Origin of the sequence: Paenibacillus sp. Soil750 (assembly GCF_001428045.1) — a bacterium.
Classification (GTDB): domain Bacteria; phylum Bacillota; class Bacilli; order Paenibacillales; family NBRC-103111; genus Paenibacillus_E; species Paenibacillus_E allorhizoplanae.
In genome coordinates, this window is record NZ_LMSD01000016.1 from 49,993 (window position 1) to 65,750 (window position 15,758).

18 protein-coding genes, 1 rRNA gene and 1 riboswitch are annotated in these 15,758 nt (G+C 45.7%); of the genes, 4 read left to right on the plus strand and 15 right to left on the minus strand.

The genetic code is table 11. The annotated features are described in order from the left end of the window. Positions 1–537, minus strand: coding sequence for a ribonuclease M5 (gene rnmV / locus ASL11_RS18725; RefSeq protein WP_056618007.1), 537 nt, complete (start codon positions 535–537; stop codon positions 1–3). A 117-nt stretch (positions 538–654) separates the two neighbouring features. Continuing rightward, the gene (locus tag ASL11_RS18730) at positions 655–1,794 is read right to left on the minus strand and encodes a 3D domain-containing protein (RefSeq protein WP_056618009.1); all 1,140 of its coding nucleotides are present in this window, start codon (positions 1,792–1,794) and stop codon (positions 655–657) included. Positions 1,795–2,074: 280 nt separating this feature from the next. Next, positions 2,075–2,268, minus strand: a riboswitch (cyclic di-AMP (ydaO/yuaA leader). 283 nt (positions 2,269–2,551) lie between these two features. Between ASL11_RS18730 and ASL11_RS18735 the strand changes: the two genes are divergently transcribed. Together ASL11_RS18735 and ASL11_RS18740 are read left to right on the plus strand one after the other, a co-directional pair. Then, positions 2,552–3,295 carry an ABC transporter ATP-binding protein gene (locus ASL11_RS18735; protein WP_056618012.1) on the plus strand — a complete coding sequence of 248 codons (744 nt, stop codon included), beginning with the start codon at positions 2,552–2,554 and terminating at the stop codon, positions 3,293–3,295. After that, entirely contained in the window at positions 3,292–4,542 is a 1,251-nt protein-coding gene (locus ASL11_RS18740) for an ABC transporter permease (protein WP_056618014.1), read from the plus strand. The genes ASL11_RS18735 and ASL11_RS18740 overlap by 4 nt, the downstream gene beginning before the upstream one ends. Here ASL11_RS18740 and ASL11_RS18745 read toward each other — a convergent pair. Both ASL11_RS18745 and ASL11_RS18750 read right to left on the minus strand, forming a co-directional pair. Next, positions 4,525–5,292: a TatD family hydrolase gene (locus ASL11_RS18745; protein ID WP_056618017.1), complete on the minus strand. Its 768-nt coding sequence runs from the start codon at positions 5,290–5,292 to the stop codon at positions 4,525–4,527. The genes ASL11_RS18740 and ASL11_RS18745 overlap by 18 nt on opposite strands. A gap of 70 nt (positions 5,293–5,362) precedes the next feature. Next, positions 5,363–6,640 (minus strand): HD domain-containing protein, encoded by a 1,278-nt coding sequence (locus tag ASL11_RS18750; protein ID WP_056618019.1) that lies wholly within the window; start codon positions 6,638–6,640, stop codon positions 5,363–5,365. 368 nt (positions 6,641–7,008) lie between these two features. On the opposite strand from ASL11_RS18750, the gene ASL11_RS18755 reads away from it, so the two are divergent. Continuing rightward, positions 7,009–7,263: an AbrB/MazE/SpoVT family DNA-binding domain-containing protein gene (locus tag ASL11_RS18755; RefSeq protein WP_028609554.1), complete on the plus strand. Its 255-nt coding sequence runs from the start codon at positions 7,009–7,011 to the stop codon at positions 7,261–7,263. Positions 7,264–7,502: 239 nt separating this feature from the next. On the opposite strand, the gene rsmI is transcribed toward ASL11_RS18755, so the two are convergent. From rsmI to ASL11_RS18805, 10 genes are all read right to left on the minus strand, one after another. Continuing rightward, positions 7,503–8,390 (minus strand): 16S rRNA (cytidine(1402)-2'-O)-methyltransferase, encoded by an 888-nt coding sequence (gene rsmI / locus ASL11_RS18760; protein WP_056618022.1) that lies wholly within the window; start codon positions 8,388–8,390, stop codon positions 7,503–7,505. A 45-nt stretch (positions 8,391–8,435) separates the two neighbouring features. Next, positions 8,436–9,197, minus strand: coding sequence for a tRNA1(Val) (adenine(37)-N6)-methyltransferase (locus ASL11_RS18765; RefSeq protein WP_056618025.1), 762 nt, complete (start codon positions 9,195–9,197; stop codon positions 8,436–8,438). 72 nt (positions 9,198–9,269) lie between these two features. Next, entirely contained in the window at positions 9,270–9,614 is a 345-nt protein-coding gene (yabA, locus tag ASL11_RS18770) for a DNA replication initiation control protein YabA (RefSeq protein WP_056618062.1), read from the minus strand. A 60-nt stretch (positions 9,615–9,674) separates the two neighbouring features. Further along, on the minus strand, positions 9,675–10,478 hold the full coding sequence (locus tag ASL11_RS18775; RefSeq protein WP_056618027.1) for a PSP1 domain-containing protein: 804 nt from the start codon (positions 10,476–10,478) through the stop codon (positions 9,675–9,677). Between the two features lies 1 nt (position 10,479). Continuing rightward, positions 10,480–11,457, minus strand: coding sequence for a DNA polymerase III subunit delta' (holB, locus tag ASL11_RS18780; protein ID WP_056618030.1), 978 nt, complete (start codon positions 11,455–11,457; stop codon positions 10,480–10,482). A gap of 30 nt (positions 11,458–11,487) precedes the next feature. Continuing rightward, positions 11,488–11,934: a YaaR family protein gene (locus tag ASL11_RS18785; RefSeq protein WP_056618035.1), complete on the minus strand. Its 447-nt coding sequence runs from the start codon at positions 11,932–11,934 to the stop codon at positions 11,488–11,490. A 33-nt stretch (positions 11,935–11,967) separates the two neighbouring features. After that, positions 11,968–12,297 (minus strand): cyclic-di-AMP receptor, encoded by a 330-nt coding sequence (locus ASL11_RS18790; RefSeq protein ID WP_056618038.1) that lies wholly within the window; start codon positions 12,295–12,297, stop codon positions 11,968–11,970. 45 nt (positions 12,298–12,342) lie between these two features. Then, positions 12,343–12,999: a dTMP kinase gene (tmk, locus tag ASL11_RS18795; protein ID WP_157256972.1), complete on the minus strand. Its 657-nt coding sequence runs from the start codon at positions 12,997–12,999 to the stop codon at positions 12,343–12,345. Between the two features lie 21 nt (positions 13,000–13,020). Then, positions 13,021–14,532, minus strand: a complete 1,512-nt coding sequence (locus tag ASL11_RS18800) for an aminotransferase class I/II-fold pyridoxal phosphate-dependent enzyme (protein ID WP_235550512.1) — start codon at positions 14,530–14,532, stop codon at positions 13,021–13,023. 112 nt (positions 14,533–14,644) lie between these two features. Then, positions 14,645–14,845, minus strand: coding sequence for a sigma factor G inhibitor Gin (locus tag ASL11_RS18805; RefSeq protein WP_056618046.1), 201 nt, complete (start codon positions 14,843–14,845; stop codon positions 14,645–14,647). 133 nt (positions 14,846–14,978) lie between these two features. Here ASL11_RS18805 and ASL11_RS18810 point away from each other — a divergent pair, with 133 nt between their 5' ends. Continuing rightward, positions 14,979–15,506, plus strand: a complete 528-nt coding sequence (locus tag ASL11_RS18810; RefSeq protein ID WP_056618049.1) for a hypothetical protein — start codon at positions 14,979–14,981, stop codon at positions 15,504–15,506. Positions 15,507–15,658: 152 nt separating this feature from the next. Here ASL11_RS18810 and rrf read toward each other — a convergent pair. After that, positions 15,659–15,758, minus strand: a 5S ribosomal RNA gene (rrf, locus tag ASL11_RS18815); the annotation flags it as partial.

The following is a 15,758-nucleotide window of genomic DNA, read 5'->3' on the forward strand; positions in this document are numbered from 1 at the left end:
CTACTGATTCAAATGTTCGAGCGCAGCCTCAAATTCCTCTCGTGAAATCTGAAACATTGCGCAGCGTTTATAAAATTGCTTGCCATTGCAATATCCAATGCCCAGCGCATTGCCTACGGCCAAGCGGCGAGCTGCGGCATCCGGATGCACGATGAGACCGGCAGCGATCAGATCCTCCATCGTCAGCTGCGAGACCACTGCATTATACTCTGTCCGCAGGCTCTGAAGCGCCTGACGAATCGTGTCCGGCGTTGCGTTCTCGACACCGATGTCGCCCTTATACGCCGCTTGCTCCTGCGTAATGAAGGCATGCTTGCAGCCAGGAACTTTGGCTGCCACAATTTTGCGAATCCGTTCCCCTGCGTGATCCGGATCCGTGAATATAATGACGCCTCGGCGCTGCTGAGCCAGTGCAATTCGCTTGAGTACGGCTTGTCCGATGGCGGAGCCGCCTGTTTCAATTGTATCCGCCTGCACAGCCCGTTTGATCGCAGCTGTATCGTCCTTACCTTCCACAACGATCATTTCTTTTATCATCACCGTTTTCCTTCCCCAGTACGCAGAAAAAGAAGAGGGGTCTCCTCTTCTTTCGCGCAGGCAGATGCCAAGCTACGTGTATTTAGTAGTGTTCCCGTCGAAACTACCGTTTACACGTTAGTTTTGGGACGGTTTTGTAGGGCCAACCACATACACAGTGTACCCTTGCTTCGTGCCGAATTTATTTGCATATCCGTGATCTTCATAGTATACATCGATCATTTGGCCTTTCACGCCGCTGCCAATATCCTCAGCACGACGGAAACCAATCCCTTCAATGTACACCCACCAACCAAGCGGAATAACCTTCGGATCGACGGCAATTGTACGCCCTTCCGTCACGGTAGTACCTGTGTAGGTTTTACCATACCCAGAGGAGCCCTCGGTTTTGCCTGTCGACGCAGCGTCCGCTGAGTAAGCAGTAAGCTTCACGTTTTTGAGAATTTGCTTGTAGCCGAAGGTCACACCATTCTTGGAGACCTCATCCACACTCGGTGAAGAGGCGGAGAGAACAACCACAGGATTTTTCGTGCCTATGGATACTACTTTCTTAACACTTTCTGTTTGTACTTCTTCACCCACAACTGCTTCCGCGACTAAAACACCGTCCTCGAAAGTCTTTTCTTTCTTCTTGACCAATACGCCTTCTTTACCTTCTTGGACCACTTGCTCTTTCCCTTTAAGTAAAGATGCGTCATTCTTTTTCTCTGTCTCGAATGCGATCGGTTCAGAGACTTCCTCCGTCTCTTTTTTCACACGGACGATCTTGATTTCATCGCCTGTGGTAAGAGCGGACGTCGGTTCGGGAGAAATACGATCGTTCTCCCCAAGTGCAATATTTAAACGTTGCAATGCACTTTCTACCGTTCTTGCAGTTGTGTAAACAGTGGTGGTCTTTCCATCAGCAGTCAATTGAATCGGTGAGGCATGCTCGATAACAATTTTGTCTCCACCCTTGAGCTTGGTCGTGAGTGAAGCTGAAATTTCATCGTGCTCACCAATCGTTATGGCTTGTTCATCCAGTAGGCGTTGCAGGACCCATTGCTTCGTGTGCACAATAGTTTCTTGTCCATTAACAACCACGGATACGCTCTTGGTAGCCGTTCCGTACAACAACACCAAAAACATGAAAGTCATTGCGATTGAGATTATAGCTAGGCTTAAAATCAAACGCAAGTTTTCATGCTTCCATCGCAATGCGAAGGACATGCTGGATGATCGTTTTACATGGGTCTCGCTAATTGAGATACTGCCCACTTCTTCGGTCCTCCTTCAAAGCCTCGCCGCCAGGTTACAGCATGATTAATTTGACGCGACTAAGGTTTTTAGTTTAACTTAACGCTCGCCATCATCAGCAAGTTACTCCGCTGAATCTGGTCGTCCCCCCCTTTTACCTATTCATCATCCTATGAATTCCGGGTTGTTTTATGTCTTATGATCTGTGTATAACCCTAAATGAGGACAAAAAGCCAGCAAGAAGAGGACTCTTCTCGCTGGCTTAGTTTGCATAATGAAATACAAATAGCACGCACGACAATCGTTACCTCTCTTACGCTTACGAGGTTAGCTGACGGATTCGGACGTGAGAGTCGCCCTACGTAGACGCAAACTGCTTGTTTGACGTCTATGATTCACCCCTGTTACTCTCTGCTTACTTAACCGCATTGGAATGCTCATTAAGTTTGCAGTGGTTCCCCCGTTCCCACATTTGGAACTCAGCGAATGGAAAATTGGCAAATTGGATATTAAGTTATTATGAAAAGTATATTACGCTGTTAATCTCAACCTGTAAAGGGATTAACACCCGTTAAAAAGGGCTAAATCGCTTAAATTTCGATTATTTTTCATATATAACCCACTTATATCTACATGTGTCTAACTTTAACGTACGTATACGCGATTTTTCAGTGTATAATGGTCAAAACTAGGCTATAAATGCAAATTTGTTTATAATGATTCTGGAAGTATTTGATTGAAAAATACCAAAAATTTGCTATTTAGGGAGGCAATTGAGATGGGTCCCATCTTGCAAGTAAACGCTTTATTCGGTGGTTATTTACCCAACAAACCTGTTCTCCATGACCTTACCTTCTCGATCCGTCAAGGTGAAATGATGGGGCTAATCGGACTCAATGGTGCAGGGAAAAGTACCACCATCAAAAATATTCTCGGGCTGCTTCAACCACAAAAAGGGTCCATTCGCATTAACGGTTTAACACTAGCCGAAAATCCATTGCCTTACCGAGCGACATACGCATATGTACCTGAAAGTCCGGAGTTATACGAAGAGCTTACGATTCGTGAACACCTCGAGCTAACAGCGATGGCTTACGGTATTTCTAAAGCGGATTATGAAACCCGTTCTCGATCTTTATTAGAGCAGTTTCAAATGAAAGACAAGCTCAATAGCTTCGCAAGTCATTTATCTAAAGGGATGAAACAGAAGGTCATGATCATGAATGCCTTCCTAATCGAACCCTCTTTATATATCATCGATGAACCCTTTCTCGGACTCGATCCATTAGCGATTCGTTCCTTGCTTGATCTCATGGTTCAAATGAAGAAGAAAGGTGCATCCTTTCTCATTTCCTCACACATTTTGTCTACAATTGAAAAATATTGCGATGCTTATGTCGTTCTCCACAAAGGTCACATGGTGGCTCAGGGAGATTTAGTCGAATTACGCGCCCAGACGGCTCTGCCTCAGGCGTCATTAGACGACATCTTCTACAAGCTCGTTCAAGGAGACATGGCATGAGTCACTTAACGGATAGTACACCTGCATTTAACACACATGCATTATGGAAGCAGCGTTTTCAACATTATTGGAAGGAATCCATGGGATATTGGCAGTATGCCGCACGCAGTAACTTTATCGGCTTCTTGTTGTTTCTTGTCATCGTTTCTTCCTATTATTATGCAAAAACATTACAGCGTCTTCCGACAGATTATCCGTATCTATGGATCGTGTTACTTGTGCTCGTTCCACTCGTCGCTTCAAGCTCCATTCGAACGCTGACTCGCAGTGCGGATCGAATGTTTCTATTGCGGATTGAACATGAAATGGGCGCCTACTTCCGAAGTAGCTTTCTGTATAGCCTATCACTTCAAGGCGTTTGGTTATTTCTCGGTTGGGTCGCAGTAACACCCCTATATAAGCACTGTCTAGGTACCGAAGCGCAGCCATTTCTTCTCATTTTCGCTCTATTACTTCTATTAAAAGTAGCGAACCTATTAGCAAGTTGGCAGGAAGGAAGATTTGCCGCCGAACGAACCCGATTCGTATCTGTTTGTTACCGATGGGTGGCATCCCTCGCCTTAGTCACGGTCCAATTTTACTATAGCAGTTTATGGGCAAGCCTAGCTGCCATACTTCTTGTATTCATTTGGCTCATTGCATTCCGATACGTGGGTAAATATGTGATTGGATGGGACTATCTGATCGCCAAAGAGAAACAGCAGCAAGCGAGACTCTACGCCTTCTTCAACTGGTTCGTGGATGTACCTCAATTACCAACGCGAATAACCCGCCGAGGTTGGATCAGCGGGATTACCCGAACGATTCCATTTCGACAGGATTCGGCGTTTCTCTACTTATATATGAAGACATTGCTGCGCACCGAGATGTTCGCCATTGTTCTCCGTCTGACTGTGATCGGCATCTTAGCCATAGCTGTTGCAGACTCCACGACTGCACGAAGCGTCATTCTACTCATCGCACTAGTGATCTCTATGGTTCAGCTTACTTCATTGGAGCGTGCACATCGATATACATTTTGGCTCCATATGTACCCTTTGGAGCCTCAAGCAAGAGCAGGTTCCCTAGCCTTTATCATCTGGCTAACCCTCTTGCTAGAGCTTGTTATCCTAACGATTCCATTTATGATGGGAACCCCCATCCTATATATCGTAGTCCCCTTACTCAGTCTTGCCTTTATATCTTTCGCATGCGGCGTTGTTTTACGCCGGAAGTTCAAGAAAAACGCCTTACTTGAGGCCGAGTAACCGAATCGCATTGTTGGTTGTAATTTCAGCTATCTCTTCCAACGTCATCCCTCGAATTTCCGCGGCAGTCTCGGCCACCAAGCGAACGTAACCGGTCTCATTGCGCTTACCGCGGAAAGGATGTGGCGTTAAGTATGGCGCATCCGTTTCGATCAATAATCGATCAAGCGGTACCTGCGCCAGCACCTCTTTCGGCTGCACTGCATTTTTGAATGTAACAGGGCCTCCAAAGGAAATATGGAAATTCATATCCAGACACTGCTTCGCTGTCTCCCAACTGCCTGAGAAACAATGCATGATACCCCCGACCTCCGCCGCCTTCTCTTCTTTGAGAATCGTTAGAATGTCTTGATGTGCATCCCGATTATGAATCACAATTGGCATCCCCAACTTACGCGCAAGCCGAATTTGCTCCCGAAAGACTCGTTGCTGAACATCCTTGGGCGACTTGTCCCAGTAATAATCCAGACCAATCTCCCCGATCGCGACCACCTTCTCATGCTGACACAAGGACTCAATCCATTCCAAATCGCCAGGCATCATATCTATCGCATCTACAGGGTGCCAGCCAACCGTCGAATAAATAAAATCATATTTCTCAGCTAGCTCGATTGAGCTAGGAATCGTTTCTCGATTAAAGCCGACATTCACAATTCTCGTAACGCCGGCCTCTAACGCCCGTTGAATGACTTCATCTTGATCATCTTTGAATTGCTCAGCATTTAAATGTGTGTGTGAATCCGTTAGCATGTCTGTTCTCCCTTATGTAACTGAATATGAATGATGTTCCATCATTTTGCTTATAGCTTCTTATACCTGCTTATTCTTGCTCCCCCAACATCTCCCAAACATCCGGATATTCTTCAGCGTTCAACCGCTCAAGAAACTCTTCAGGATAGTACACATGATGCTTCCCCATCTGGAAGCCACTAATCGACTGTACAATTTCGGACCGATGAGTTATCTCAGTTAACGTCTCCTTATGATCTATTAAGAGGATTGGCAAATTATCATCGTTTTCACCAGCTCTGTACACGTCATAGGATTGATTCGAAGGGAAATCGATCTCCATATAGTACGTCGGATCGAAACCTACTTCTCTCATCACTTTTTCCATACGCTGAATAAGCTCCCCCTGATCTCCATCGAAGGTACTGTACTTGTACAATTTACGGTCCAAGAATCGTTTGCACATATCCGCCAGCATACCATCCTTCTCTTGACTCCAAAAGGTCAGCATCGTTTGCATGACAGACTCATCCAGTAGCAAATAATCCTCTAAGGAAATTTGATTCTGAATGAGATGAAGAATCGGCTCAACCATAAATCCAAATGTATAGCCTTCCTCATACAATTGCTTCGCACGTGCAAATACCTTGTGCAGAAGAATTTCTGCGCTTCTCGTAACTGGATGAAAATAGACCTGCCAGTACATTTGATAGCGAGACATTAGATAATCCTCAACAGCATGCATACCGCTCTCTTTGACAACAATATGCCCTTTATAAGGCCTAATCACACGAAGAATGCGCTCCAGATCGAATGTGCCATAGTTCACACCGGTAAAGTAAGCATCGCGCAGCAAATAATCCATACGGTCCGCATCCAATTGACTGGAAACCAGGCTGACGACAATCTCTTCATTATATGATTTACAAATGACACCTGCCACCTTCTTCGGAAAATCAGGTGAAACACGACTCAGTACTTCGTTCACCTCAGTATCCCCTAACACGATGCGGCAGGACCAGTCCTCGTGCTTTGTACCGAAAGCTTTCTCAATCGAGTGTGAAAAAGGACCATGTCCCAAATCATGCAGCAATGCGGCGCATAAACATAGCAAACGCTCTTCCTTCGGCCAATCCTCATAGTGATTGCGTTCGAATTGCGAAATAATTTTTCGCGTAATTTCATAGACACCAAGCGAGTGGGAGAAGCGGCTATGCTCAGCACCATGAAAAGTTAAATAGGACGTGCCTAATTGACGAATACGGCGCAATCGTTGAAACTCACGGGTATTAATCAAATCCCAAATCGTATCGTCTTGCACATAAATGTATTTGTGAACGGGATCTTTAAACACCTTCTCTTCATTCATACAGCTTGAACCTCCCTTTATATAGTTAAATACTTTCGACATTTTCGACATGAAACCTTTTGTCATGTCGATTATTGTCGAATATCAAATTCCAATTTATTCAGTACTTAATCGCTGATTTTCCAGTACCTCTTATGAAATAGGCCTTTGAAAAGTTCGTAATATAATCCTTACAACCCCTTGTAGATAGCGCCATCAACGTTTTTTACCGCTTTACATAATTAATCAAAATAGACATGAAACTACTCGTTTTCAGTGAAAATATGGTTGACTATTTTGGGAATCGTTGGTATCATAAGTCATAAGCAAATGTCGAAACATGACGATATTGATAAAAAATTGATAAAATCGAAAGGGGTTTTATATATATGATGAAATCTACAGGAATCGTTAGAAAAGTGGACGAACTAGGACGCGTTGTTATTCCTATCGAGCTGCGCCGCACGTTGGGTATTGGCGAGAAAGACGCTTTGGAAATATATGTAGACGGTGAGCGCATCATGCTGAAGAAATATGAGCCAGCTTGTATCTTCTGTGGCAATGCGGAGAATGTATCGTACTTCAAAGGAAAAATTGTTTGTCATATTTGTTTATCAGAAATGCCAACACCTGTGACAAAATAAGAAAAGTAGTATATAATAGAAGTAGCACTTATCCCATTGGTAATTCTAACCTTTTTCATATCTCCTTTCATCTCTAACTTTGTTGGCTTCGGCCACGGGTTAGAGATCTTTTTTTGTATAGACCTTAGAAGATAGAAGACTGTCATCTAGAAGTGACTCAACGATATTATGATCCTATATAGGGTAGATGAATCGGCCCCTTAAGGGGCCTTTTCCTTTTCTATGTTTAGCTTGGCACCTTAACGCTCCAGTAGCGCATTGTATACATCACGCTTCGATAATCCGCGATCCGTTGCAACCAGCTTCAGCGCATCCTTGCGATCGATTCCGCGCTCCTCATAGTGGGCGACATGCTCGCCGAGCGACTTCGCCTCCCACCAGCCGTCAGCAGCAATCTGCACGGCCGCGTCGGATGCGCCTTCGGCGATAATGCAGTACTCGCCCTGAGGCGGGTACTGCTCCAAGTGCGCGAGGCACTCTGCGATTGTGCCGCGCAGGAACTCCTCGAACCGCTTCGTCAGCTCGCGGGCGAGGCAAACCCTGCGCTCCGCCCCCCACACTTCCGCCATGCGCAGAAGTGTTTTCTCCACGCGGTGCGGCGATTCATAGAACAGCAATGTGTCTTGCACATGCTGCAGCCCTTCAAGCAACTTCGTCTGATCCTTTTTCTCCCGAGGGAGAAATCCGACGAAGGCAAATCTCTCTGTCGGCAACCCTGATGCAATCAGCGCCGATAGGGCCGCATTAGCGCCGGGGATGGGCACCACCGGCACGCCCTCGTCTACGGCCATCCGCACCAGGTCATAACCTGGGTCGGAAATGGCCGGCAAGCCAGCATCGCTGACTAGCGCGATGCTCTGCCCTTCAAGCAGCAAGCGGACCAGCTCCGGGCCGCTTGCTTGCTTGTTGTGTTCGTGATAGCTGACCAGTCGCGTAGCGACTTCGAAATGGGTCAGCAGCTTGCGCGTTTGCCGCGTGTCTTCCGCGGCAATCATGCTTACTTCCTTCAGCGTGCGGATCGCGCGGAAGGTCATATCTTCAAGGTTGCCGATCGGTGTGGCAACCAGGTATAGTGTGCCTACACCGCTAGCATCCTCGCGGTAGCTTTTCTGTATCGTTACACTCACAGTTCAATCCCTCATCACTTTATATTAATCGTACAGTTATCCTATCTACGAGAACTCCAGAGCGCTCCGTCCACCATAGTAGATGTCTTTCAGCTCTTGGCAGTATTCTTCCTTCTCTGTGTATACGATCAGAGGTGGCAGGGTGCGAATTTCTGGCTTACCATCCTTCATCCCTTCGATTAGCACCATCATCGCTTCTTCTCCAGCACGTGCATGGACATAACGGATTCGTTTCGGTTCGATACGGTACTGCCTCATGAGACAAACGATGTCCACCAGCCGCGTAGCCCGGTGTACCATGGCCACTTTACCGCCTGCTTTGACAAGCTTAGCACTTGCCGCAATCACATCCTCCAGCGTGCAATGAATCTCGTGACGCGCCGCCGCAAAATGCGCATTACTATTCTGCTCCCCGTTGGGCACAGGCAGATAGGGAGGATTCACCGTGACGGCATCAAATTGTCCGTGTCCCAAGGTTTTGTGAATTGTTTTCAAATCGCCCTGCACCATATGCAGCCGTTCCGATAGATCGTTAATCTCCGCATTGCGCACAGCCATATCCGCCAAACGTTCCTGGATCTCAACGCCCCAGATCTCCGCACGTGTCCTTGTTGACAGCAACAGGGGCACCACACCATTACCAGTGCATAAGTCTACGATTCGCCCCTTGGGCGGAACACTGCTGAACCTCCCTAGGAGTACTGCATCCATCGAGAAGCTGAACACTTCATCACTTTGGATAATTTTCAAATCATATGTCAATAAATCATCAATTCGTTCAGTCGGTAGTAACGAAACTTGCTTCATACGTCTTTCCTTTCTCTTTGTTGCTTATTATGGAAAAAAACCGTAAGGGATACACCCCTACGGCCAAACGTCTTATTTATTTAAAAAGGATAAGCAAAACAAACAATCTCCCTCGGTCCGAAGGTGTCCATAATACACATTGCAAATATGAAATCCTTCATTGTATAAGCGGGTTAAATTATCATATCCGGCTCCTGGTAGCTGTACCGGTTCCTCAGCAGTATCTCTCGTCGGCTCCTCAACCACCGTTTCCTCTTGGCGAATGAGCTTACGCAGCTGCTGATTCTCTATGCTTAATCTCTTATTTTCTTCGATGAGGGTAATAATCCGTTTCTTCAAGGCACCTAATTCCGCATACGTGGTACCCATTCGTTCTTCGATCCCATCTATTTGTCCAAAAATATCTTGTTTATCCACGCTTTCACCTCTAGTGCCATGCATGCTTACTGGCCAGCGCCTCCTTGGATCCTCGATCTTCTACTCTTGTTCAACAACATCATCGAATGGTAGATCTAGCGCTTTCCCAAGATCAAACAATTGAACTTTTGCCGTACGTTCTTTAATATTAAGTCCCAATACTTTGCCACTGCCAAAAGAAGTAATCACTAATCGGCCAACCGTCGGCAACGAATCTTTGGCACTTTCATAGTTATCATGTTCATATTTCAAGCAACACATTAATCTTCCGCATAACCCTGATATCTTGGTCGGATTCAAGGACAGATTCTGATCTTTCGCCATCTTAATGGAGACTGGCTCGAAATCACCTAAGAAGGAAGAACAACATAGAATTCGCCCACACGGACCTATGCCACCCAACATCTTCGCTTCATCACGCACACCAATTTGTCGGAGCTCGATTCTTGTCCGAAAAATACTCGCCAAATCCTTCACAAGCTCACGGAAATCGACGCGTCCTTCAGCTGTAAAATAAAAAATAATTTTATTTCGGTCGAAGGTATACTCTACGTCCACTAGCTTCATCTTAAGACTGTGGTCTTTTATTTTATCATGACACGTTTGGAAAGCGTCCTTGGCTGCTTTTTTATTCTCTTCAACCAGATCAGCATCCGTATCATCCGCAATGCGAATGACTTTTTTGAGTGGCAGAACCACATCGTTTTCTTTGACGATCTTTTTGCCCACTACGACCTTGCCGTATTCTACACCGCGTGCGGTCTCAACTATAACGGCACTTTCTTTCTCGATCGGTAAATCAATGGGATCAAAATAATATATTTTACCCGCCTTCTTGAAGCGGACGCCAACCACTGAGTACATCTTACACCCCCTGCATCTCCACGAGCATTTTCTCTATAACCAGCTGAGAATTGGCATTGGAACGCAGTCGCTTTTGTAAATCTACGGCTTGCTCCATCATACGCACCCAGACCGAGACATCTCGACTTAACGCGAGGGAGCTCATCCAGTCTAGCTGGTCATTATATACAAGCTTATCTCTGCGCTCAAGGCGCAACTGCACCATATCTTTAAACCAGAGGATCAATAAGTCGAACAAAGCCGAAACATGATCCGCAAGTTCTGTTTTCACAATCCGCTGTTGTACGGTAATCATGGAAGTAGGGAAACGTGTGAGCGTCTCCTTCGCTAATTGTAACATTACGGTTCTCATTTCTGCAAACCAATTTGCTGCAATTAAATCTCTCGCCGCTTGCAAACCTGCTGTTACATGCGCTGCAGGTTGTACCAATGCCGCTGGAAGTCCTTCTTCCAGCAATGTAAGCACCATCTGTTCACGTGCCATTGGTGTAAATTGGATCCACTGTGCCCGCGATTGAATCGTAGGTAACAGCGCATTTCCGTTCTCGGTGATCAGAATCGCGACTACACGAGAGTTCGGTTCCTCTAGAAATTTCAATAAACTATTCGCAGCCTGCACCGTCATTTTCTCTGCATGGTACAGAACATATATTTTCGTTCCGGACGCTGTTGCTCTGTAGGCGAACTCTTTCTGCAACTCCCTAATCTGCTCAATCTTAATTGAAGCGCCTTCAGGAGCCACCATATGGAGATCTGGATGATTGCCATGTTCGACCTTACGGCATTCCAGGCATTCACCGCATGCATCATCTGTCCCATTCTGACAATAGATCGCTTTGGCGAGCGCGACTGCCATTTCGGAACGCCCTGTCCCAACAGGACCACTAAAAATATACGCATGCGACAGCCTGTCTTGACGTAGTCCGTTCTGCAGCAGCCGTTTGGCTGCTGCTTGTCCCGGTATAGCTTGGAAGGACATTTATTTTCGCCCCATTACACACTTATATTTTTAAAATAACAAGTTGATCAACATACCTCGGATTTCTCCGATTCTATGCAAAATTTCGATCCGCCCCTGCTCATTCTCCAATAATTCATCGGCTAACAAGAGGAGCTCTTGATCGATTGCTTCCAAAAGCTTATATCGCTTCGAACGACCGCGACGATCCCAGCCCTTCGTATCTCTTAAGTTAACACCTCGACGAGCCGTTTCTTCGAGAAACTGACGAATGAGCAGCTTATATTGCAGAAGCTCTCTAACTGTCATGCCTCTCGACAAGCGGTCGCCTTGAAGTGTAATTTGCTGTACCATTTTGGTCAACTGTTCCTGCGTATACTTCTCATCGTGCTGCTGCATGATATCAGAGAAATTGCGCGGAGCCATCTGCGGCGGAGGAACATTCTCACCAACTTTAATATTCTTACCGATGGGCTGCAGCCCCGGGTTGATTTTCAAGACGCATCCATCCTTGTGTAGAGCTGATTATATTTAGAAATGCTCGAATCGTTCGACTGGCAATACGAAAACTGCCGCTCCACCCACTTGCACTTCCACTGGAAATGGAATGTACGAATCCGTCGTTCCTCCCATTGGAGAAACAGGTGTCACCAACTGTTCGCGTATTTTACAATTTGCTCGAATCACCTGCATCACCTCTTGCACACGATCATCTTCCGTACCAATCATAAAGGTTGTATTCCCCGCACGCAAAAACCCACCGGTACTTGCCAACTTCGTGGCTCTAAACCCTTCCTTAATTAAAGCGTTAGAGAGACGGTTACTGTCTTTATCCTGAACAACGGCTACGACTAGTTTCATAGGTGATGCCTCCTTATATTATAAACTAAGAATTGGTTTTCCGCTTTAGACGGAAATATGTTCCTCAAGCAACTGTTTGCAATCCTGCCATATATCCGCGGCTATGCGTTCTACATCTCGATTAGCATCAATCATGATGACTCGTTCAGGATGATCGGCTGCAATTTGGTGGAAGCCCGCTCGTACTCTGCTGTGATATTCGACATTTTTCTGCTCAATGCGATCCAACTGTTGTGTAAACTCGGTAGCACCTGCTCGCTGATTTAACCGCTCCAAACTCACTTCAACGGGAACGTCCATCATATAAGTCCTAGTTGCCTGTAGCCCTGAGCTCGCATATTTCGAAATATTCTTCACCATCTCGATATCTACACCAAGCCCATAAGATTGGTAGGCTACACTAGCATCAATAAATCGATCGCAAAGCACAATTCGACCAGCTTTCAGCGCTGGAAGGATACGCTCATGAACATGTTGCGCACGCGATGCTGCATAAAGCAATACTTCTGCTTGATCCACCATCTCCCCATTCACAGGATCGAGAATAATACTGCGGATTTTATCACTAATTGCAGTGCCACCCGGTTCTCTTGTAACAAGTACGTCATGTCCTAACTTTTGTAGCTCCTGCGCTATCTTTTTGAGCTGTGTTGTTTTTCCGGAGCCATCTGGCCCTTCAAACGTTATGAATATTCCGTTCACATGTTCCTCCTGCATACTGCCTCACGAAGTCTCTTCGTGATCTGTGTATATAGTTAATTTGTGCGTCTGTCCAAAATAGGTTCCTTGGAACCTGATCCCCTGTCTAGCCAAAAATACGAGTGCCTCAGCTACAGAAGCCGTTATTACTTCACCTGGATATAAATAAGGAATACCTGGCGGATAAGGAATGACCATCTCACCTGAACGCTTCCCAATCGCTTCCTCTATATTAACCATTTGAGTTGTCCCTTGAAACAAGACACGATGGTCAAACCTTATTGGTGAGGAGATGGGTGCGTAGGTGGGTAATTTAATTATATTCGAGATAGGCGCCTGAAGTTCCTGCTTACGGTTCATGATGTCCAAACAAATGTTGCTTAAAACTTGGACTACACGCAACATATCCTCCCTTGAGTTAGCAGGGGTAAATACTAGTAAAACTAGATAGCCATCAGTCATCTCAATATAACAGCCCTCGGCCTCTAAACGTTCTTTGAGCTCGGCTCCAGAGATGCTATGAGTAGGGTCATATATAGCAATTTTAAAAGGATCTGTTGTTTCGACGACTCCCGCGCCGATCGCCTGTTGATTTCCCCGTGGATAGACATGGAAACATGGCAACGCCTCTAACTTTTCTCTGAATTCTTTCATAATATGAAGTCCTTGTTCCAACCACGCATGCCCTTCCGTATGCATTCGCTTCCTCGCTAAGTCTAAAGACGCCATGATTGGATAGGATGGGCTTGAGCTTTGCAGCATCGCCAACAATTGTTGGATGGCTTTCCGGTTGATCCTTGGCCCCTGTACATGCAGCATAGCCCCCATGGTCATAGCGGTTAACATCTTATGTGTCGACTGTACCACGGCGTCAGCGCCTTGGGACAAGGCTGATGCGGGCACCTCTTCGTGGAAGCCGAAATGCGCACCATGCGCTTCATCCACTAGCAGAAGCTTTCCTTTCTCATGCATCAGCTCTGCAAAAGACTTCAAATCCCTTCCGATACCATAATAATTCGGATTCGTTATAAATAACGCCCTCGCAGTTGGATACTGCTCCATCGCTTGTTTAACAACTTCCAAATGTAGACCTGTTGCTACACCTGTTTCTTGATCGACCTCTGGCGCTAAGAATATAGCTTGAGCACCCGCGAGCATCAGCCCATGAATGACTGATTTATGTACATTTCTTTGAACAAGAATGAGGTCATCCCTCTGACAAACAGCTCCGATCATAGCTAAATTACCAACCGTACTCCCTCCAACGAGAAAATACGTCTCCTCCGCGCCAAAACATGCTGCCGCGAGCTGTTCTGCCTCCCTAATAACGCCTTCCGGATTATGTAAATCATCCAATCCCGTTATTTCTGTATAATCAATAGACATGATCGATTGTAGAAAGCTTGTTCCTTCTTCCAGCAGCCCTTGGCCTGATTTATGACCTGGCACATGCAGGCTAACGGACCTCGTAGCATGATGGGCAACCATAGCCTCATAAAGAGGGGCTCGAGCCTTATGTAAACGTTCGCTGCACAAACAGATCAAACTCCCCCCGCTACAATAGCTTTCAATTTTCAATTTACCCTTCTATAGTAGTGGATTACCAATAAAAAAACAAAAAAAAGCTTCTATAAAGAAGCTTCTCCTCTTAATTCATATACTGCCTCGAATTTCCCATGTAAAATGCCTTCTTCATCTGATTCACAAAAAACGGATATTTCTGGTCAGAAACGCTCGTTTTGACGATCTCCTTACTACATTCATCACATATGAACGCCGTCACAATATGAATGCCGCCAACCCGCTGTTGTTCACAAATCATACACAGTCCAAACCGATTCTCCTCCATATGATCACCCCACGATCTTTTATAACTAGTATGTCCGAATCTCGATTCTCCTAAACTAGCTAAATACTCATATTTTGGCAGGGAGATGCCGATAATACCTTCATAACACGTTACCGCAGCGCGGAGGTCTCTTATGTCAATCAAACAAGAATCCAATTTATCCAAACAATCTACGATTTACAGCTACACGTTAATGAGGCGATTTTATCATTCTATATATAAAATAGTTCTCTATTATGCGTCCCTTATTCTAATAGTCTTGTACAAATTTGATCCATCTCATTGGCTTCCACTACTAGTGAGCTACCCACTGGTGCTCATCTTCCACACCCTGCTCATACGCACATATTTCCACTTCACCATTGGAATGGCCATGCGCGGTTGGTCCTACCGCTTTGGCATCTTCTGGTCCGGCTTCTTACCTGAAGGCAATGCATCCGTACGTCTTGTTACCAAAGTGCAGCTTCACCTTTTCTGCATTGGACTTGCCTTGATCCTCATCTTGTATCCTTGGATCCCTGGTACTTGGTTGATCCACCTGACGATCTTCCACTGTTGGATGCTTCTCCCGCGGTTGTGGATGTTGTTTCGTTTCCAACCTTATCGTAAAGCTGGTTTAGTGAAAATATCGAGTAAGGATACGTCCTGTTATATACAGTAACCGAGTTAAGCTAAAGAATTAGCTTGAAAAATGTCATTAACTGAATTAGCTGTATTAATTTACAGCTAATTTGGGTTTAATAGCGCTTCCTGCATGAAGAAAAATGCAAAAAAAGCCCTACATGGATTTCTCCAAGTAAGGCTCTCTCAGTTGTTTGGCAACGTTCTACTCTCCCAGAACCCTGCGGTTCAAGTACCATCGACGCTGGAAGGCTTAACGGTCGTGTTCGAGATGGGAACGCGTGGATCCCTT

Excerpts from the sequence above, each read along its gene's own strand:
- rnmV (WP_056618007.1), bottom strand. The coding sequence starts at position 537 with ATGATAAAAGAAATGATCGTTGTGGAAGGTAAGGACGATACAGCTGCG.
- ASL11_RS18735 (WP_056618012.1), top strand. The coding sequence starts at position 2,552 with ATGGGTCCCATCTTGCAAGTAAACGCTTTATTCGGTGGTTATTTACCC.
- ASL11_RS18740 (WP_056618014.1), top strand. The coding sequence starts at position 3,292 with ATGAGTCACTTAACGGATAGTACACCTGCATTTAACACACATGCATTA.
- ASL11_RS18745 (WP_056618017.1), bottom strand. The coding sequence starts at position 5,292 with ATGCTAACGGATTCACACACACATTTAAATGCTGAGCAATTCAAAGAT.
- ASL11_RS18750 (WP_056618019.1), bottom strand. The coding sequence starts at position 6,640 with ATGAATGAAGAGAAGGTGTTTAAAGATCCCGTTCACAAATACATTTAT.
- ASL11_RS18755 (WP_028609554.1), top strand. The coding sequence starts at position 7,009 with ATGATGAAATCTACAGGAATCGTTAGAAAAGTGGACGAACTAGGACGC.
- ASL11_RS18765 (WP_056618025.1), bottom strand. The coding sequence starts at position 9,197 with ATGAAGCAAGTTTCGTTACTACCGACTGAACGAATTGATGATTTATTG.
- ASL11_RS18775 (WP_056618027.1), bottom strand. The coding sequence starts at position 10,478 with ATGTACTCAGTGGTTGGCGTCCGCTTCAAGAAGGCGGGTAAAATATAT.
- holB (WP_056618030.1), bottom strand. The coding sequence starts at position 11,457 with ATGTCCTTCCAAGCTATACCGGGACAAGCAGCAGCCAAACGGCTGCTG.
- ASL11_RS18790 (WP_056618038.1), bottom strand. The coding sequence starts at position 12,297 with ATGAAACTAGTCGTAGCCGTTGTTCAGGATAAAGACAGTAACCGTCTC.
- ASL11_RS18805 (WP_056618046.1), bottom strand. The coding sequence starts at position 14,845 with ATGGAGGAGAATCGGTTTGGACTGTGTATGATTTGTGAACAACAGCGG.
- ASL11_RS18810 (WP_056618049.1), top strand. The coding sequence starts at position 14,979 with ATGTCAATCAAACAAGAATCCAATTTATCCAAACAATCTACGATTTAC.